Origin of the sequence: Planococcus sp. CP5-4_YE (assembly GCF_019042655.1) — a bacterium.
GTDB lineage: Bacteria > Bacillota > Bacilli > Bacillales_A > Planococcaceae > Planococcus.
The window spans coordinates 143,345-161,078 of the sequence record NZ_JAHPZO010000004.1 but is presented as its reverse complement, the minus strand read 5'-3'; the positions used below and the strand labels follow the sequence as shown (position 1 = coordinate 161,078).

Genomic DNA, 17,734 nt, shown 5'->3' with positions numbered 1-17,734 from the left:
GGCTAACAGTTGCAATTTTCCGATTTATTTGACAATATATAGAGGCGAGCCCTGAAATAAATGGTACGCCAAATGAAAAATGAAAGCGTATGCATAACCGGGCCAAAACAAGCAAAGGGGAGATGTAGCAATGGTATATGCAGTTCCAAATACAGACGGTTCAAAAGTGAATTTCAAAGAGCAATACGATAATTATATAAACGGTACCTTTCAGGCGCCGAAAAACGGCCAGTATTTTGAGAACTTATCGCCGGTAAACGGAAAAGTGTTCACGAAAGTGGCGCGTTCAAGTGCAGAAGATGTGGAATCGGCGCTAGATGCTGCGCATGCTGCGAGAGAAGCATGGGGCAAGACGTCCACGACAGAACGCGGCAACATCCTCTTGAAGATCGCTGACCGCATGGAAGAGAATTTGGAAATGCTGGCGGTCGCTGAAACATGGGACAACGGGAAAGCAGTCCGTGAAACCTTGAACGCCGATTTGCCGCTTGCAATCGACCATTTCCGTTACTTTGCCGGCGCGATTCGTGCACAAGAAGGCGGCATTAGCCAAATCGATAACGATACAGTCGCTTATCACTTCCATGAGCCACTAGGCGTAGTCGGCCAAATCATTCCTTGGAACTTCCCGTTGCTCATGGCGGTATGGAAATTAGCTCCTGCACTTGCAGCCGGAAACTGCGTCGTTCTGAAGCCAGCTGAACAAACGCCAGTCAGCATCCTCGTGTGGGCTGAATTGGTCGGCGATTTGCTTCCTCCAGGCGTCCTCAACATCGTTAATGGATTCGGGATCGAAACAGGCAAGCCGCTTGCTTCGAGCCCGCGCATCAGCAAAATCGCCTTTACGGGTGAAACGACGACTGGCCGCATGATCATGCAATATGCCTCGCAAAACTTGATTCCGGTAACGCTCGAACTGGGCGGAAAATCACCGAACATCTTCTTTAAAGATGTCATGGACCAAGATGATGCATTCCTCGATAAAGCAGTGGAAGGATTTGTTATGTTCGCATTGAACCAAGGCGAAGTATGTACATGCCCATCCCGTGCATTGATCCAGGAAGACATTTACGAGGAATTCATGAAGCGCGCCATCAAACGTGTAGAAGAAATCAAGACCGGAAACCCGCTGGATCCGGCGACGATGATGGGAGCCCAGGCGTCCACTGAGCAATTGGAGAAAATCCAATCCTATCTCGAAATCGGCAAGCAGGAAGGCGCAAAAGTGCTAGCCGGCGGTGACCGCAATATGTTGGAGGGCGATCTTTCAGAAGGTTTCTATATCCAGCCGACTGTATTTGAAGGCGACAACAAAATGCGTATTTTCCAGGAAGAGATTTTCGGTCCGGTACTAGCCGTGGCGACTTTCAAAACGAAAGAAGAAGCGATGGAAATCGCCAATGACACGCTTTACGGACTTGGAGCTGGCATCTGGACACGCGACACGAATACGGCTTATCGTTTCGGCCGCGGCATCCAAGCAGGGCGTGTATGGACAAATTGCTACCACCAGTATCCTGCCCACGCAGCATTCGGAGGCTACAAAATGTCCGGCTTCGGGCGTGAGAACCATTTGATGATGCTTAGCCATTACCAAAACACGAAGAATATGCTTGTCAGCTACAGCGAAGACAAGCTTGGGTTCTTCTGATCAGAAAGAAGGGCTAGCCATGACAGAACGGGTAATCGCCACAGACGCCGCCTTGAAGCTAATCAACAGATTGAAGGAGAAACACGGGCCATTAATGTTCCATCAATCGGGAGGCTGCTGCGACGGCAGTTCCCCGATGTGCTATCCAAAAGGTGATTTGATGGTCGGCGATCAAGATGTATTGATGGGTGTCATCGGCGACAGCGAGTTTTATATGCATAAAAGCCAGTTTGACTATTGGAGCCATACGCAATTGATCATTGATGTCGTTCCTGGGCGCGGGGGGATGTTTTCGCTTGAAGGAGCAGAAGGAAAACGATTCTTGACCCGTTCGCGCGTCTTTACGCCAGAAGAAACCGAAGAACTGCAAAGGCAATAAGTAGAAATCCCGGATGGTCGGCATCCGGGATTTTTTGTGTCTATCAGCTGGAAGAAAGCACAGTAAACGGAGATGAAAAAAGGTGTTCGTGAAGCCGTTTTTACTATTTTTGAAGAGGGGCAATCGTAGAAAAAAAGGCGCCAAAATGCTATAATAAGAGAATGAAAGGTGGTCATCCATGTGACGAATTTAGCTAACCGGGTATCCCATGAACAAGCCAATCACGCGATTTCCTGCGCCGCACACTCTCTTGTAACGGAAGGGTTTGATGTGACCCACGAAGACCGGAATTTTGTCCGCTCTGTCCTGACCGGAGAACGGACGGAAGCTCAATTCCATCAGGCCATCAAAGCACGCTTCGATGTCTAAATACCAGCATACTTCCATGTATTGCTACCCTGGAACCGATGTGTTGATCAATGCATTCAATATCCGCGACGAAGACAAGCTGAAGGAATTGGAAACGGTCTATGCGCTTTACCGCTTGTCGGAACTGCAATTAAAAAACCCGAAAGATCCCTCCGACCTCAAGGTGTTCCTCGGTATTCACCGTTGCCTGCTGCAGGACGTCTATCCGTTTGCTGGAAAGCTTCGTGAGGAAATGACGTCCAAAGGAAGTTCGACATTCGCCCATCCTAAACACTTGGCTCGCCAGTTGAAGCAACTTTTCGATGAATTGGCTGAGGAGGCCTATCTGAAGGATCTAGGCAAAGATGTTTTTATTGTGCGCCTTGCCCATTATTTAGCGGAATTGAATGCACTCCATCCTTTCCGTGAGGGCAATGGCAGAACGGTCCGGGAATTTGCCCGCCAACTTGCATTGAATGCCGGCTACCGGCTGGATTGGGCAAAGATTGAAGAACCTGCCCACATCATCAATGCATTTGTGGACTCATTTAATAAAGACAATGAGCGGCTGGAAGCTTTATTAGGAGAAATCATCAGTTGAATGCGTTAACCGGGTGTATTTCGACAGCAAAATAGGCTGAAGCGGGGCAGTTGCCTGTCGCTTCAGCCTATTTTTTAACTTTCCTGTTTCTGTGGGGCTGGATTTCGCTTGAGCCACTCGTTAGCGAAATCCACGAGCGGGCGCATTTCAGTGAGCTGGGTTTCAGCCTGCCCGAGAATTCCTTCAGCGATAGTGCCGGGAAAGTCTTTGGCGATTTCTGGGAAACGGTCAGAATCCATATCGACGCAATCGTATGTTGCCCATTGCCGCTCTCCGTTTATGTACATCGCCGCGCCTTGCGGGGAAGTGGTGCGTTCCGGCTGTGAAAATTCGGCATAATGGAGTGCGGTGCATGAATCGAATCCAGTACCGATAAGCAGAATTTTCACCTGATGCGCCATCATTTTTCCAAGAGGCGAAGCGGGCCCGAAAGAATCTTCCAGCGGCTGTTCAGCCATCCACTCAGCGGCAAGACGCCCCCAGCCGATGAAAGAATGAGTTGGATGGGGACTGCGGATCGTTGCCGGGTGGCGGTGGAGACATTCCGGTATTTTCCCCATCCCGCGCATATTCGTCAGGTCTGGGTCATAGGCAGGAATCTGCTCGCGTGTCGGTTGATGCCAATTCTCAGGGATCGGCGGAGCCATCCAATAGACGGGATCGGAATTATCGGCAGACTGTGAAGGCATGACGAGAGTGCCTGCAGGAGTGATGACTTCCATCAAGGCTTCAACGACTGCCTGCGCGCCTCCGGCTATCCAGCCCATCGACTTCAGTGAGGAATGGACCATCAGGTGGTCGCCCGCAACAATTCCGAGGTCCTTCAATTGCCGCTTTAGTGAATCCTTGGATTGAAAATTGGGAGTGTTCAAAATTTGAAAAAGATCAGACATGGACTTGATTCCTCCTTTTTTCCACTTTACCATAAGGAGGAATTTCGGTTTTTGTTTTTCGGTTAGAATAAACCCGTAGTGGATTGAGAATTTTCTGCAGCGGGAATAACCTTAAAGAAGAAAGAGGAGGAACATATATGGAAACGAAACCTATGCGTGAATCACGGACGATACAAACAAAGCTGGTGCTTCCGCCTGACACCAATCACATGGAATCGATTTTTGGCGGGAAAGTCCTCGCCTATATCGATGAAATTGCCGGAATATCCGCAATGAAGCATGCAAGCCGCCATATTGTGGTGACCGCATCGATCGACTCGGTGGACTTTCTATCGTCTGCGAAAGTCGGCGACGTACTGGAATTGGAGGCGAATGTCACTTCGACTGGCCGAACGTCGATGGAAGTATATGTGCGTGTTAAATCGAAGAATTTGGAGACCGGGGAAGAACATTTGACGACCGAATCGTTTTTGACTTTAGTCGCAATCGGCGACGATGGGAAGCCGACGCCGGTACCGCCGGTCTATCCGGAAACGGATGGCGAGAAGCTGTTTTTCGAATCAGCGCCAGCACGCCGGGAACACCGGAAACAACGCGCAAAAACGCCAAGATAAAAAGGATCCTATACGGGATCCTTTTTTGTATGCCCTTTGACGTTCGCAAGAGCTGAACCTGTTTTATTGGAGATGATGGACATGCTGCCGTCTGTTTCGAGAATGACAGCTTTGACATTTTGCAGATCGCCCTCACCTGAATTGCGTACAGCCTGCATAATTTCAATATCCTTAACTCGTTCCTTGCGCATAGCTTGTTGGAGAAATTCACCTTCCAAAAACAAAAGACGCGGTTCGGATTTGATCAAATCGTTAAACCACGACAAGCGGACAGCTGTAAATGTCAATAAATACTGCAACCCGATCAGGACGGCAAATGCAGTCAAGCCTTCCCATAAGCTGATTTGGCTGTTAAGCAGAATCGTCGCTAAAGTGGAACCAAGAGCTACAGTGACGACCAAATCAAACGCATTGAGTTTCGTCAAAGTACGCTTGCCCGAAGTTCTTAGAAAAATCAGCAGCCCAATATACGCCAGAACCCCTACAGTGATGATTCGGATAAAACTATCCCAAGTTATTTCAAACATAATCTCTTCCTCCTTCCGTAATGTGAATGATATGAATGGGTTATCAACATGTGGATAAGTCAACTTCCGGTAGAAATCGACTTTGAATTTAGACATTTACCCACATAACCCACGGTTTTTGATAAATATTGTGCATAACTGCCGTTTTTTCGCGGTCATTACCAGCTTTCCCCCAGAATCGGCTATTAAACGGAATTTTGTGGATAGTTGCGAAATAAGTGCAGCGAAAGAGGCGGCACCTTATAAGTATAGAATTTAAGAAACGGCCTGGTTTTTGTTCAAGTTAAGCGATTTCGGGAATAGGAGAGTAAGAGAATTGAGGTGAGATGAAAAGATGAAAGCTGTCCTGAATTTTTTTCGCTTTTTAGGCATGGGAGTGTTTTTCCTGAGCATCATCCTGTTTCTTTTTACGCTATTGAACAATGGGTTCGGCTTTGCCTCCGTGACTTGGCTAAGTGGGCCGTTTTGGCGCGTATACTTGTTTTTCGCGGTTTCTGGTATTTTATTGTATATCCTGATCACGTTCAGACGGAAAAATGGCAAATAAAAAGCACCGGAAGCATTCCGGTGCTTTTCCAGAGTGTTGAATAAGTATAGAATCCACTAAAAACCACGAGAAGTAGATGATTTTTTACAACCTAAAAACTAGTGGACTGTATAAGTATTTGGAGAAGCGTTCGCTCGACTCCTGTGGGACTAGCGGGTTTGAGAGACCCCGCAGGTCGCGATAGCGGCTGAGGAGGCTCGATTCCCGCCCCACGGAAAGCGAGCGATAAGCTTTGGAAAATACGACTTCTTACCTTTCTCGACAGCCTGAAAAAGCACCGGAAGCATTCCGGTGCTTTTCTCAATTATTTTTTAGCTAGCAGTTCTTCAAAATAAGAACCGAACTCTTTAGAGCGTTTCAAGATCGTGCTGGACGAAACGCCGAATTTTTCACTCAAGTCTTTTGCAGAAAGCATCGGCCCTTGAATCAGTTCGTGGTCTTGCAAGAAGCGCCAGTAGCCGGCAACAAGTGCTTCCGGTTTTTGGACGGTCGGCTGCTGGCTGACCAGGTAGCTGTTGAGGATGCTTGTCACATTCGTCACGGTTTCTTCATCGAAGTCCGCTTCGTCGATGTGTTTTTTCAATTCGTCCATGACGGATTGGTGCTCAGGGGATAGCTCGAGGCTTTCCTCGACAGCGCCTGTAGAATACTGGACGATATGCTCGACCACTTCGAGATAATGCTCGCGAAGATAATCTTCGTTTGCAGATGCGCCTTTTTCTTCCATGCGTTTTTGCAGTTGCTCAAAGAATGGGGCAAATTTGCCGACAATCGTCAAATAGCCGTTCAAGAACAGGATGCCTTGCTCGCCTGCGCGCGCATCCGGCAGAAGAATCGCAAGAAGCCCTTGGTTTTCTTCCATATCCGTCGGCGGCTGGTCTGCCATGACGTACGTTTCGCCGGTAAAGGCATCTTTCAATTCCGCTTTTTCTGTATCGCCTGAGACCAATTGGCCTAAGAATACACGGAAGTTTGACCATTGTTCCAACACTTCTTGCGTTGTTGGGCGCTGAGTCTGTTCGATCTGCTTAGCCAGGAAGTTTTGCCATAGTTCCGGTTTTTGCATGAACAGGAAGTTTTCGATGACAAAAGCTTGCGCATCGTTTTCCGCCATCGATTTCATCAAGCGCGGCTGCCATTCCTGCTGGAGCGCGCGGAAATCCGTTAGCTGGTCACGGTTCGGGTTTTCCGAGAAGAATTGCTGTCTGACTTGGAACAGCTCTTCGTTCACGAGATCATTGATGGAAACTGTCTGTTGTTTCCCGTGACATTTTTTATATTTCTTTCCGCTGCCACATGGACACGGATCATTTCTTCCTACCATTCTAATCACCTACATTTTTTCTTGAGTGTAACATAAAATCTTTCGTCGCTCAAAAGTCTGACGATTCAGACGTCTAGATGGTCGTATATCTCCTTGTTATTCCCATATTAAGAAAATAAACGGAATCCTAGTCCTTGCAGTACATGATGTGGAACAAAGAACCGGGCCGTTACAAGAGGGTCAACGACTTGGCTGATCTGCGTTTCACCTGCTGCACTCATGAGCATGGTCATTTCGCTGACGGACAGATCGGATTGAGGCAGCAATAGATCGATCATCTCCTCAACCGCAGTGGAAACGGCTTCGTCCAAGGTCATCGCTGAGACGAGAAATGCTAAGCCCTCTTCGTTTTCAAGCAAAGGGTGCTTCAGGTGGCTGCCTTTGATGACATCGAATTGGACGGTGGCGCTGCCAGGCACTTCAATGCCGGAAACACTAATTTCGCCGTCACCCATCGCCGCGTGGAAATCACCGAGTGCAAACAGCGCGCCTTCAGCCGCCACAGGGAAATAAAGCGTTGCGCCTTTTGTGATCAATTTCGTATCCATATTGCCGCCATGTGCACCTGGCGTACCGCATGAAACGGGCTCGCCTTCCGGTGCAACACCTATGACACCAATCATTGGATTCAGCGGCAGCTGCAGGCGTTCATTGAAGATGGCCTTACCATTTTGGATGGGGATGATTTTCGATTCCATCGTTTCCATCCGGTGGCCCATCACGCCGAGGTCCGGACCGGTGACCATGACGCCTTGCTCGCCGATTTCGAGGTCTTTGATCTCCACTTTCAACACATCGCCGATCTCGGCACCTTCAATGAAGACCGGCCCTGTCGCGGGATTCACTTGGTCCCAGTCGATGGCGGCGACTTCCTGGTTGCTCGACTGGAGCTGGTTTTTAAAGCAATCAAAGGTATCGATCTTCACGGTATCGCCGGCCGCTGCCCGCAAGCTCGGTTCATATGTGTTGGAAAAAGCGTAAATGACATCTTGTGCAGGTAATGTTTTCATCAATCCCACTCCTTTAAAATTAAAATAGAAATCAACCACGTGTCTGATAATTCTTTCAGCTTACTTACTTTCATTATCGAGCAAGAAATCTCCGGGTGCAAGGCGTGAGGCGCTATAGTAAACTATAGAAAAAAGCGGGGCGGGGGAGAGCCAGTGTTCGAAGATCCGGTCAAAGAAATGCTTGTATGGATGAAAGTGCTGCTGCTGACGGCATTGATCATCTTTGGGGTTCGCCAATTCCTGTTCGAGCCGGTCATCGTCGAAGGTGGATCGATGCAGCCGAGTTATTACGAAAACGATAAATTAGTGCTGAGCAAAACGACAACAATCTCTAACTTCGATACGATCGTTTTTTTCGCACCGGACGGCAGCCGGTTCATCAAGCGGGTCATCGGTGTCCCAGGCGACCATATCGAGATGTCGGGCGGAGAGATTGTGCTGAACGGAAAGCCGTTGGACGAACCCTACCTGGATGGAGGTGGAAATGACGAATTCATGGCACATCCTCAATTGGCCAGTGAATTTTCAGTTCCGCGCGATTGTTATTATGTCCTTGGTGACAATCGCGGCAATAGCACGGATTCCCGTGTGCTGGGATTTATCCAGAAACAAGACGTGATCGGTGAAGTGAAATTCCGTTTCGCGCCTTTCAGGGAATTCGGCTTCGTAGAATGAATGATATGTTTACACCCAAAGCTTTTGCCGTTGAGCACGCGCTCTTCGGAAAAAGCTTTTTTTTGCATTACTGTAATTTTATTTTTTATACAGTGGTAAAGCATTGCCTGAGGCATAGCCCAGATTCTAAAGAAAGAATTCCAAGTTCTTTTAAATGGTTCTAAATATTCACGCTTTACTTCTTTTTAGTTCAATTGAATTATGCTAAAATTTAATTACTGAATATTTGAAAAATAATAGATCGTATTGTTTATGAAGGGGTGGGGAAATGAAGACGATGTGGCGGGGTGCAGGACGCGTTTTTCTCATGGCGATGGTTGCAGGAGCTGCGGCTTTTCAGCTGGGTGAGGGGCAAGCGGAAGCAGCACAAGGCGCACTTGAAATAGGGGCAGTGCAATTGATGGAAGGACAGCGCCAGGCTTTTCAATCACATCTTTCCAGCTCGCTGTTATTTATGGACAGGGGCTTTTTGGGTAGCGAAGCGGATGATTCGTACCCTGCGTCCCATATCGCCTTCGCGCCTGGGAGCGATGAGTCGGAGATGAACTTTTCGTGGTATTCACCGAGTACAACACGTGCAGGCCAGGTGCAATACGCAAAAGTATCTTCCGAGACCGAAGATTTTCCGGAAAACGCTGCGGTAACGGTCGAAGCATCATTAAAAAAAGCAACTTATGGCTATTCTGCCCATGAAGCAGTAATTACCCAGCTCGAAAATGAAACGGATTATATGTACCGTCTAGGGGATGGCCAAGGAAATTGGACGCAAGCTTTTCATTTCAAGACACAGGACCCTTCGTCGTATGAATTTTTGATGGTCGCCGATCCACAAATCGGGGCATCGGGTGATATTGCGGAAGACCAAAGAGGATGGGAAAAGACCTTGCGGCAAGCAATCGACCAGAGTTCAGACGCGAGCTTTATCCTGTCCGCAGGCGATCAAGTTGATGCCCGCTATTCCGAAAAAGAATACGCGGCTTATTTCGCACCTGAGCCGCTGCGCAATTATCCAACAGCTACCACCATCGGCAACCATGACGATACCTACCATTACGCCTATCATTTCAATGTCCCGAATGAAAACTGGGAACTCGGCAATTACGATAACTCCGGTGGTGATTATTATTTCTCTTACGGGGATACCTTGTTCATGAATTTGAATTCCAATAGCCAGAATCCGGAAGAGCATATTCAGTTCATGGAGGAAACGGCTGAAGCGACTGCCGGGCGGGACTGGAAATGGAAAATCCTCGTTTTCCATCATTCGATCTATAGCGCCGCTGCACACTCGCAAAGCGAAGTGGTGCTGAACTTGCGCGATCAGCTCGTGCCGACAATCGATGAACTCGGCTTTGATGCGGTATTGATGGGACACGACCATTCCTATGTGAGAACATATCAGATGGAGAACTTTCAGCCCTTGAAAAATCATATGATGGATGGCGAGGTGCCGGTCAATCCGGAAGGCACTGTCTATATTACAGGGAACACGGCGAGCGGCAGCAAATTCTACGGGATGCAGACTGAGCGCGAACCGTATTCGGCAGTGCGTGAACAATGGGGCGTGCCGACTTATATGAATATCCAAGTCGAGCCGACGCGTTTGCGCTTTGAAACCTACCGAACGGATACGGAAGAACTGGTCGATGACTACGAGATTATTAAAGACCCGTCCATCGAAACGGTCGTGCCGGCACTTGAAAAAGTGGAACTCGAAGCAAGCAGCACCGTGCTGGCAACGGAAGAGAATTCGTTCTATCCGGAAACGGAATTGAAGCTGAAAGGCGAAAACGTCGAAGGCGGCCAATACGATATTTCGCCTGACTCGGTCACGTACCGCACGAGCAGTGAGGATATCCAAATAAAAGACGGGAAAGTCCTGGCAGCAGAAGGTGCGGAGCTTGGAAAAGTGGAAGTGTTTGCGGAAGTAAAAGATGGCGATAAAGTGTGGGAAAGCAATGCGATTGAATTTGAATTGGTGGCACACGAAGAAATCGCGCTGCTCGAAGCAGGCAGCGAGTGGCGCTATCTAGACGATGGCAGCGACCAGAAAAAAGGCTGGATTGAAGCCGGTTTCGATGACAGTGAGTGGGCGCAAGGCGCTGGCCCGTTAGGATTTCCGGAAGATGAAGAACGGCCGGAATTTGGTCCTGTGGAAACGCTCGTCGGTTACGGCGGAGATGAGACCGAAAAAATCGCATTGACGTATTTCAGAGCCGCATTTGAAGTGGAAGATGCGGAAGAAATCGGCGACCTCGGCTATGTGGAATTCGGTGTTGATGATGCGGTCATCCTGTATTTGAATGGAGAAGAAATTATGCGCTTCAATATGCCGGAGACCGGTGAGTTCGGCTTTGAGGACTACCAGGAAGCGGTGAGCGATGAAGACGTTGGCAGCGAAGATCGAATCGAGCGCATCTACTTGGATGAAGAGGCCTTGGCACATCTCAAAGATGGCGAGAATGTGCTGGCTGCCCAAGTGCATCAAGACGACCGCTTCAGTTCCGACCTTTATTGGGATATGGAAATGGTCGTTAATACAAAATAAAAAAAGAAGGCGCAATGCCTTCTTTTTTTGTGCCTATTTAGTGAAAATGCCTAATTTCTCGATTCGCTGGATTGCTTCTATAATGCGCTGTTCATCGACCAATAGCCCGATACGGACAAAACCTTCTCCGCCAGGGCCAAATCCACTGCCCGGCGCCACGGCGATGTCGACTTTGTCGAGCAGCAGGTCAGAGAACTCGATGCTCGTATAGCCTTCCGGAACAGGCAACCAGGAAAAAAATGATCCCTTCGGCGCTTCGAATTCCCAGCCGATCCGACGGCATTCATCCACCAGCGTCTGGCGTCTTTTTTCGTATAGTGCATTCAGTTCCTCGACGCATTGCTGGCTGCCGTTCAATGCTTCTACAGCGGCCAGTTGGACAGCCGGAAAGACACCGGCGAACAAATGGTCTTGGATGAGGTTGAGTGCTTCGATCATTTTGGCATTGCCCACCGCAAAACCGATGCGCCATCCGGCCATATTATATGTTTTGGACAAGGTATACATTTCAATGCCGATATCTTTGGCGCCTTTTGATTGCAGGAAGCTGACCGGCTTCTTACCATCAAAGCCAATACGGCCATAAGCAAAGTCATGCACAACCCCGATGCCGTTTTCTTTGGCAAACTGAATCGTTTCATCGAAGAACGCGGTGTCTGCTGTCGCGCCTGTTGGGTTGTTTGGGTAGTTCAAATACATCAGTTTGGCACGTGCTTTCGCGGCTGCTGTCACATCGTTGTAATCGGGAAGATAGCCGGTTTCCTGTTTCAGTTTCATCAAATCAAATTCGATATCCGCAAGCGGTGCGGCTGACAGGTAATCAGGATAGCCCGGATCCGGCAACAGCAGCGAATCGCCCGGGTTCAGCAGCGCAAGCGGCAATTCGATAAAACCGATTTTCGTTCCGGACAAAATAGCGACTTCCAAATCAGGATCGATATCGACATCGTATTCTTTTTTGTAGAAATCCGCAGCGGCTTTCCTTAATGAACTGAGGCCGCGAAACGGCGAATAGCGATGTGTTTGAGGATCGGCTACCGCTTGTTGCATGGCCTTGACTATATGCGCAGGCGTCGGCTGATCCGGGTTGCCCTGGCCGAAATTGATGACATCTCGTCCTTCTTCGACTGCTTTTGCCGTTTTTGCAACAAGCAGGGCGAAAAATTGATCAGGAAGATTTTGTAAGCGATTTGAAAAGTTCATGAAATCCTCCTCATTTTTTAAATAATTGCACTTCTACCTTAAATCTTATAGAGTTTAAGCTAAACTGTCTACAGGGGGAGAGAACATGAAAATCGCTTGTGTGCAGATGGATATCGCTTTCGGAGAGCCCGAAACGAATTTTCAGCGTGTAAAAACCTATTTGGAAGAAGCGGCAGAAAATGGTGCGGAGCTCATCGTCCTGCCTGAAATGTGGAACACCGGCTATGCATTGACGGAGCTCGAACAATTGGCGGACGGCAACGGCAAGACGGTCGATTTTTTAAAGCAGTTTGCCGAACAGCATAGCGTCCATATCGTCGGCGGCTCCGTGTCGACGAAGAAAAAGGACGGTTTCTACAATACGATGTATGTGGTCAACAACACGGGCACACTCGTTTCAGAGTACGATAAAGCACACCGTTTCGGCTTGATGGATGAGCATATCCACCTCGAAGAAGGGCAGTCGCTCGGCACGTTCGAATTGGGCGGTGAGACTTTTGGCGGCGTTATTTGCTACGATATCCGCTTTCCGGAATGGCTGAGGGCGCAAGTGCTGAACGGCGCGAAAGCCATCTTCGTGCCCGCGGAATGGCCCGCAGCACGCATCGATCATTGGCGTATCCTATTGCAGGCGCGCGCGATCGAGAATCAATGCTTCATCATCGCTGTGAACCGCATCGGCAGCGACCCGAAAAATGAGTTCGGCGGCCATTCGATGGTCGTCGCCCCGTGGGGAGAAGTGCGGATGGATATGGAGAAAGAACAAGGCATCGGCTATACCGACATCGATCTCTCGGAAGTAGACGAAGTACGGGGCCGCATCCCGGTGTTTGAAGACCGCCGTGTCGAATTGTACAAAAAGTTTGAAAAATCGCATTGACAAGCCCTCGCTCGGGCGGCGGATTTGGTGGAAATCGTCGAGTCGGAAGAATTTGAAACGGTCATTGATGAGCAATTCGAAGGCTTCGGAAAACCGGAGTGGATGGCTGAATAATAGGAGAACCCAGCCGGAGAGCTATTTTCTTCGGCTGTTTTTTATGCTAAAAACCGGCGCACCGCGCTTTTCAAGCTTTTTTCCTTGCCCTGCCTGTTTCCTGCTGAAATAATAGGGAAAGTGAATTTTAACAGGCCGCTGCAGGCAGTATCTGCAACGGACAAGGGTTCTTTGGAGAAGGGGAGAAAAGTATGGAAGCTAACAGGCACGTCCTGATTTACGGCGACGCGTTTGTCGACTATATCGCAACTACCAAAAACAATGATCTATTCGATTTGTATCTCGGAGGCGCTACCGTTAACGTTTCTGCCGGCGTCAGCCGCCTCGGCGTTCCATCGGCATTCATCACAATCACCGGAGACGATGAGATTTCCGGCTTTTTCTGCCAGGCGCTGCGGGCGGAAGGCGTCGATTTGACGCATTCAATCAAACGTCCGGAAAAGCGTATCAGCGGCGTGTATATTCATTTAACGGAAGCAAACGATCGCGTCTTCGCTTCCTATGATAACGAAACGCCTGATTTGCAAGTAAAGGCAGACGAACTGGCAGGTGAGGCCTTTGAATCGGCCAGCCTGTTCCATTTCTGTTCAGGAACGCTGTTTCACCCGGAAGCGCGTGAAACGACGGCGCAGGCTTTGGTATTGGCCAAGTCTCACGGTGTGATTTGTTCATACGATGTCAATATCCGGCCGCTGCGCTGGGAAAGCGAGGAGTTGTGCCGTCAAACGGTTCTGCGCTTTTTGCCGCAAGCGGATATTTTGAAGCTGACGGTCGAAGAATTATTGTTCCTCATGGAAGCTGATTCAATGGAAGCGGGCATTGAGCGCCTGAAAGCTTACGGGCTTCCTGTCGTTTTCGTCACGGACGGTGAGCACGGGACGAATGCGGTATTTAAAGACGAGACGATCCATGTGCCGGTTGTACCGGTCCAGCCTGTGGATACGACAGGTGCCGGGGATGCGTTTATGGCAGGCATCATCCGCCATGTCCATTTAAGCGGCATGCCACAAAACCAGCAAGAGCTGATTGCTTGCGCTGGATTCGGCAATAAGCTGGGTGCTCTTTGTGCAACACGGGCTGGAGCCATCACGGCAATGCCGCGAAGCGAAGATATGGAAGATTGGGAATAGAACAGGAGGAAACAGCAATGGCTTTGCATAGTTTTCATTTAACAGCAGACTGGCCCGGCAACCGTAATGATGTCGGGACCATCGAAACAGGGAATCTGAAGACGCAAATCTCGATTCCCCCCGAAATGGACGGCCCAGGAGCCGGCACCAATCCCGACGAAATGCTGCTCGGTGCAGCAGCGACTTGCTATATCATCACGCTCGCCGCGATGATGGAGCGCAGCAAGCTGGCGAAAGAATCGCTGACGATGGAGTCGGAAGGAATCGTGGAAGTCGAAAATGGCGTCATCACTTATAAAAAAATCATCCACCGCCCGAAAGTCGTCTTGTCGGCTGATGCAGGGGAGAAGGAATTCAAGCTGGCGCACAAACTCGCGGAAAAAGCGGAGTCTTCTTGCATGATCACACGCGCCATCCAAGGCAATGTGGCGGTCGAACTGGAATCCGATATTACAAGAGCATAAAGCGAAGCCCTGATTTTCCATTTTGGAGAATAGGGCTTTTTATTGAGAAAATGATGTTTTTAGAGAATTCTAAGAATTTTCTCTTTCGGCCGTTTCGGGATATGGTAGACTACATTTAATGAAAAATGGGCTATACAGGGGACGGGTGCCATGAAAAAGTTATCGCTGCAAACCAAAATCATCCTGCTGACGACTTCGCTCGTGCTATTGACGACAGTGGTCTTCGGCGGAATTTTGAGCTATCAGGAAATTGCGGAAATCAAAGAGAACATCGGCCAACGCGCGCAGGAAACAGCGATCGGCATTTCGGCTATGCCAACGATCGTCGAAGCGATGGATGACGAGGAACCGGCGCTGCAAATCCAACCGATTGCTGAGTATTTGCGCAAGCAAGTGGGCGCCGAGTTCATCGTCATCGGCAATAGGGAAAGCGTCCGTTATTCGCATCCGGATCCGGAAAAGATCGGCGAAAGCATGGTCGGCGGCGATAACGAGCGCGCCCTCCAAGAAGGCAAAGTCTATGTCTCCGAAGCATTTGGATCGCTTGGCAGAAGCCTGCGCGGCAAAGCGCCGATCTATGACGGCGACGGACGCATCATTGGTGTAGTTTCGGTGGGGTATATGATTGAAGACATTGAAGCGATCATTTTCGGCAATATCATGGACGTGATGGGGCTGGCCCTATTGACGCTTGTCATCGGCGTATTGGGGAGCATCCTGCTCGCGAAGAATATCCGGAAAGATACGCTGGGGCTTGAGCCGCGGGAAATCGCCCGTTTTTACCAGGACCGGGAAGCGTTGCTGTCATCGATTATCGAAGGGGTCATCGCCATCGATAAAGATGGCCGCATCACGGAGTTAAACAGTTCCGCAGAAAAGATGCTCGCCATGGACCAAAGTTTTCTCCACACGCCGTCTGATGATATATTGCCGGAACTCAGGATGGGCGAAACTTTAACGACGGGGAATTCATGGAAGAACAAAGAGATTCTCATTGGCGGAACCGTTTTTATCGTCAACCAAAAGCCGATTTGGGCAGCAGGGGAAATGGTCGGCGCTGTTTCGACATTCCGTAAAAAAACGGAAGTCCAAGAAGTTTTGGAAACCCTGTCGGAAATCCGCCAATACTCGGAAAGCCTGCGGGCGCAAACACATGAATATGCCAATAAGCTGTATGCCATATCTGGGCTTCTGCAATTGGAAGAGACCGAGGAAGCGGTCCGGCTGATCCAGCAAGAGACCCATCATCATGAAAAGCAGACAAAGCATACACTGAATCATATCGAAGACAAAAAAGTTCAGGCAATTCTGCTCGGTAAAATGGGGAAAGCTTCTGAAGCGAAAGTCGAGCTGTCGGTGGACGAAAACAGTTCACTGGCCAAATTGCCTGCTCATGTCGATATTTCCAAAGTCATTCACATTGTCGGGAATTTGATCGACAATGCCATTGAAGAAGTCGAATCGAGCGAACGGAAAGAAGTGTCTTTCTTCATTACCGATATCGGCCACGATTTGGTCATTGAAGTGCAGGACAGCGGGCGCGGAATTGAAACCGAAAACCTCGATCAATTTTTCATGCAAGGATTCTCCACGAAACTGGAAAAAGCGGACAGAGGCTACGGCTTGGCAATCGTCAAGCAAGCGGTTGAAGACTTGAACGGCTGGATCGAAGTGGATTCGACGCCTCAGCGCGGGACGGTATTCAGTGTCTTTATCCCGAAAAAAACGATGGAGGTGGCATAATGCTGCGGGTAGTGATTGCAGAAGATGATTTTCGTGTTGCGCAAGTACACGAGAAGTTTTTAGCGAAGATTAAGCAAGTAGAACTGGCAGCAAAAGCGAAAGACTGCGCCGAAACGCTGGCGGCGGTTAAACAAGAGCGGCCGGATTTGGTGTTATTGGACAATTACATGCCGGACGGGCTTGGTATCGAGTTGATCGATGAGTTAAGAAAGGAAAGCCCGGAGACCGACATCATCCTCGTCTCAGCAGCAAACGAGCGGGAGTATATCGAAACAGCGCTGCGCAAAGGCGTAAAAGGCATCATCTTAAAACCCGCCGAACTTAGCCAGTTCACTGCAACTATCGAGAAATACCGGAAAGACAGGGACAAGCTGTCGAACCAAGAAACCATCGATCAGGCGTATTTGGATGAACTGTTTGGCGTCAAGGCAGTCAAAAAAGAAGCGCCAGCAGTCAAAGGCATCGATCCGCTGACGATGCAGAAAGTGCAGAAATTATTGGAGCAATATGAGGAAGGCGTAACGGCTGAGAAGATGGGCGAAGAGATGGGCGCTTCCCGCACGACCGCGAGGCGCTATCTGGAATATTTGGTGTCGACGGATGATTGCTACGCTGAGCTTGGCTATGGGATTGTCGGCAGGCCGGAACGGAAATACTTCGTTAAATGAAGTGAAAGTAGAATGGGCGATGCGAACTTCAAAGCAAAGGCAAGCTTCGGAAAACTCAATTCCATACAGTTTTACAAACGAAAAAGCAACTTCCTTAAACCGGGAAGTTGCTTTTTTGCATTATCATTTCATTTTGGCAATCAGTCGGTGTGGCATTCGAAATGGGTCATTTGCCAACCGCTTTTCTCGATTTCGGGAAACCCGCCTAACTCATAGCAACGGTCCGCTGCTTCCGTCACTTCTACATAACTGAAATAGCTCTGTGCCGCAATGGCGCTTCCGATGCTGAGAACTAATATGATGGCGAGCGCAATGGCCGTCATGCCGGGAGTTGCACTTGGTAGGCGTTTCATTGTGGGCCTCCTTAAGGTTCATTTCATGCTATTTCTAGCCTAGCATAATTCCCTGCTGTTTC

18 protein-coding genes and 1 pseudogene are annotated in these 17,734 nt (G+C 49.1%); 13 read left to right on the top strand and 6 right to left on the bottom strand.

Annotated features, from left to right (window positions below):
- Positions 1–130 precede the first annotated feature (130 nt).
- From adh to KTG14_RS07395, 4 genes are all read left to right on the top strand, one after another.
- A complete protein-coding gene (adh, locus tag KTG14_RS07410) occupies positions 131–1,651 on the top strand; it encodes an aldehyde dehydrogenase (protein WP_216970324.1) in 1,521 nt (506 codons plus the stop codon).
- A 19-nt stretch (positions 1,652–1,670) separates the two neighbouring features.
- Positions 1,671–2,030 (top strand): DUF779 domain-containing protein, encoded by a 360-nt coding sequence (locus KTG14_RS07405; RefSeq protein ID WP_216970323.1) that lies wholly within the window; start codon positions 1,671–1,673, stop codon positions 2,028–2,030.
- Between the two features lie 180 nt (positions 2,031–2,210).
- Complete coding sequence (locus KTG14_RS07400; protein WP_058382723.1) at positions 2,211–2,399, top strand: hypothetical protein; 189 nt, start codon at positions 2,211–2,213, stop codon at positions 2,397–2,399.
- Positions 2,392–2,979 (top strand): Fic/DOC family protein, encoded by a 588-nt coding sequence (locus KTG14_RS07395; protein ID WP_216970322.1) that lies wholly within the window; start codon positions 2,392–2,394, stop codon positions 2,977–2,979. Before KTG14_RS07400 ends, KTG14_RS07395 begins: the two co-directional genes overlap by 8 nt.
- A gap of 74 nt (positions 2,980–3,053) precedes the next feature.
- On the opposite strand, the gene KTG14_RS07390 is transcribed toward KTG14_RS07395, so the two are convergent.
- Positions 3,054–3,872, bottom strand: coding sequence for an AAC(3) family N-acetyltransferase (locus KTG14_RS07390; protein WP_216970321.1), 819 nt, complete (start codon positions 3,870–3,872; stop codon positions 3,054–3,056).
- 137 nt (positions 3,873–4,009) lie between these two features.
- Between KTG14_RS07390 and KTG14_RS07385 the strand changes: the two genes are divergently transcribed.
- Positions 4,010–4,486, top strand: coding sequence for an acyl-CoA thioesterase (locus KTG14_RS07385; RefSeq protein ID WP_216970320.1), 477 nt, complete (start codon positions 4,010–4,012; stop codon positions 4,484–4,486).
- An 8-nt stretch (positions 4,487–4,494) separates the two neighbouring features.
- On the opposite strand, the gene KTG14_RS07380 is transcribed toward KTG14_RS07385, so the two are convergent.
- The 3 genes from KTG14_RS07380 to KTG14_RS07370 form a co-directional block, all read right to left on the bottom strand.
- Positions 4,495–5,013, bottom strand: coding sequence for a DUF421 domain-containing protein (locus tag KTG14_RS07380; RefSeq protein WP_211655231.1), 519 nt, complete (start codon positions 5,011–5,013; stop codon positions 4,495–4,497).
- A gap of 851 nt (positions 5,014–5,864) precedes the next feature.
- Entirely contained in the window at positions 5,865–6,884 is a 1,020-nt protein-coding gene (locus KTG14_RS07375; RefSeq protein WP_216970319.1) for an SEC-C metal-binding domain-containing protein, read from the bottom strand.
- 107 nt (positions 6,885–6,991) lie between these two features.
- Entirely contained in the window at positions 6,992–7,894 is a 903-nt protein-coding gene (locus tag KTG14_RS07370; protein WP_216970318.1) for an acetamidase/formamidase family protein, read from the bottom strand.
- A gap of 153 nt (positions 7,895–8,047) precedes the next feature.
- Between KTG14_RS07370 and lepB the strand changes: the two genes are divergently transcribed.
- Both lepB and KTG14_RS07360 read left to right on the top strand, forming a co-directional pair.
- Positions 8,048–8,569, top strand: coding sequence for a signal peptidase I (lepB, locus tag KTG14_RS07365; RefSeq protein WP_308461974.1), 522 nt, complete (start codon positions 8,048–8,050; stop codon positions 8,567–8,569).
- Between the two features lie 268 nt (positions 8,570–8,837).
- The gene (locus KTG14_RS07360) at positions 8,838–11,117 is read left to right on the top strand and encodes a purple acid phosphatase family protein (RefSeq protein ID WP_216970317.1); all 2,280 of its coding nucleotides are present in this window, start codon (positions 8,838–8,840) and stop codon (positions 11,115–11,117) included.
- Between the two features lie 33 nt (positions 11,118–11,150).
- On the opposite strand, the gene KTG14_RS07355 is transcribed toward KTG14_RS07360, so the two are convergent.
- Entirely contained in the window at positions 11,151–12,320 is a 1,170-nt protein-coding gene (locus KTG14_RS07355) for a pyridoxal phosphate-dependent aminotransferase (protein ID WP_216970316.1), read from the bottom strand.
- 85 nt (positions 12,321–12,405) lie between these two features.
- Here KTG14_RS07355 and KTG14_RS07350 point away from each other — a divergent pair, with 85 nt between their 5' ends.
- The 6 genes and pseudogenes from KTG14_RS07350 to KTG14_RS07330 all read left to right on the top strand — a co-directional run bounded on the left by KTG14_RS07350 (position 12,406) and on the right by KTG14_RS07330 (position 17,319).
- The gene (locus KTG14_RS07350) at positions 12,406–13,200 is read left to right on the top strand and encodes a carbon-nitrogen family hydrolase (protein WP_216970315.1); all 795 of its coding nucleotides are present in this window, start codon (positions 12,406–12,408) and stop codon (positions 13,198–13,200) included.
- A 15-nt stretch (positions 13,201–13,215) separates the two neighbouring features.
- Positions 13,216–13,314, top strand: a pseudogene (locus tag KTG14_RS18090) (MetQ/NlpA family ABC transporter substrate-binding protein); the annotation flags it as partial.
- Between the two features lie 191 nt (positions 13,315–13,505).
- Positions 13,506–14,444 carry a carbohydrate kinase family protein gene (locus KTG14_RS07345; RefSeq protein WP_216970314.1) on the top strand — a complete coding sequence of 313 codons (939 nt, stop codon included), beginning with the start codon at positions 13,506–13,508 and terminating at the stop codon, positions 14,442–14,444.
- A 17-nt stretch (positions 14,445–14,461) separates the two neighbouring features.
- Positions 14,462–14,908 (top strand): OsmC family protein, encoded by a 447-nt coding sequence (locus tag KTG14_RS07340; RefSeq protein WP_216970313.1) that lies wholly within the window; start codon positions 14,462–14,464, stop codon positions 14,906–14,908.
- A 150-nt stretch (positions 14,909–15,058) separates the two neighbouring features.
- Entirely contained in the window at positions 15,059–16,651 is a 1,593-nt protein-coding gene (locus KTG14_RS07335; RefSeq protein ID WP_216970312.1) for an ATP-binding protein, read from the top strand.
- Positions 16,651–17,319, top strand: a complete 669-nt coding sequence (locus KTG14_RS07330; protein WP_216970311.1) for a response regulator — start codon at positions 16,651–16,653, stop codon at positions 17,317–17,319. The genes KTG14_RS07335 and KTG14_RS07330 overlap by 1 nt, the downstream gene beginning before the upstream one ends.
- A gap of 140 nt (positions 17,320–17,459) precedes the next feature.
- Here the strand turns inward: KTG14_RS07330 and KTG14_RS07325 are convergent, their stop codons facing one another.
- Complete coding sequence (locus KTG14_RS07325; protein ID WP_216970310.1) at positions 17,460–17,672, bottom strand: hypothetical protein; 213 nt, start codon at positions 17,670–17,672, stop codon at positions 17,460–17,462.
- Positions 17,673–17,734 lie beyond the last annotated feature (62 nt).

Excerpts from the sequence above, each read along its gene's own strand:
- KTG14_RS07375 (WP_216970319.1), bottom strand. The coding sequence starts at position 6,884 with ATGGTAGGAAGAAATGATCCGTGTCCATGTGGCAGCGGAAAGAAATAT.
- adh (WP_216970324.1), top strand. The coding sequence starts at position 131 with ATGGTATATGCAGTTCCAAATACAGACGGTTCAAAAGTGAATTTCAAA.
- KTG14_RS07405 (WP_216970323.1), top strand. The coding sequence starts at position 1,671 with ATGACAGAACGGGTAATCGCCACAGACGCCGCCTTGAAGCTAATCAAC.
- KTG14_RS07390 (WP_216970321.1), bottom strand. The coding sequence starts at position 3,872 with ATGTCTGATCTTTTTCAAATTTTGAACACTCCCAATTTTCAATCCAAG.
- KTG14_RS07355 (WP_216970316.1), bottom strand. The coding sequence starts at position 12,320 with ATGAACTTTTCAAATCGCTTACAAAATCTTCCTGATCAATTTTTCGCC.
- KTG14_RS07335 (WP_216970312.1), top strand. The coding sequence starts at position 15,059 with ATGAAAAAGTTATCGCTGCAAACCAAAATCATCCTGCTGACGACTTCG.
- KTG14_RS07380 (WP_211655231.1), bottom strand. The coding sequence starts at position 5,013 with ATGTTTGAAATAACTTGGGATAGTTTTATCCGAATCATCACTGTAGGG.
- KTG14_RS07385 (WP_216970320.1), top strand. The coding sequence starts at position 4,010 with ATGGAAACGAAACCTATGCGTGAATCACGGACGATACAAACAAAGCTG.
- KTG14_RS07330 (WP_216970311.1), top strand. The coding sequence starts at position 16,651 with ATGCTGCGGGTAGTGATTGCAGAAGATGATTTTCGTGTTGCGCAAGTA.
- KTG14_RS07360 (WP_216970317.1), top strand. The coding sequence starts at position 8,838 with ATGAAGACGATGTGGCGGGGTGCAGGACGCGTTTTTCTCATGGCGATG.
- KTG14_RS07350 (WP_216970315.1), top strand. The coding sequence starts at position 12,406 with ATGAAAATCGCTTGTGTGCAGATGGATATCGCTTTCGGAGAGCCCGAA.
- KTG14_RS07345 (WP_216970314.1), top strand. The coding sequence starts at position 13,506 with ATGGAAGCTAACAGGCACGTCCTGATTTACGGCGACGCGTTTGTCGAC.
- KTG14_RS07370 (WP_216970318.1), bottom strand. The coding sequence starts at position 7,894 with ATGAAAACATTACCTGCACAAGATGTCATTTACGCTTTTTCCAACACA.
- KTG14_RS07325 (WP_216970310.1), bottom strand. The coding sequence starts at position 17,672 with ATGAAACGCCTACCAAGTGCAACTCCCGGCATGACGGCCATTGCGCTC.
- KTG14_RS07340 (WP_216970313.1), top strand. The coding sequence starts at position 14,462 with ATGGCTTTGCATAGTTTTCATTTAACAGCAGACTGGCCCGGCAACCGT.
- KTG14_RS07395 (WP_216970322.1), top strand. The coding sequence starts at position 2,392 with ATGTCTAAATACCAGCATACTTCCATGTATTGCTACCCTGGAACCGAT.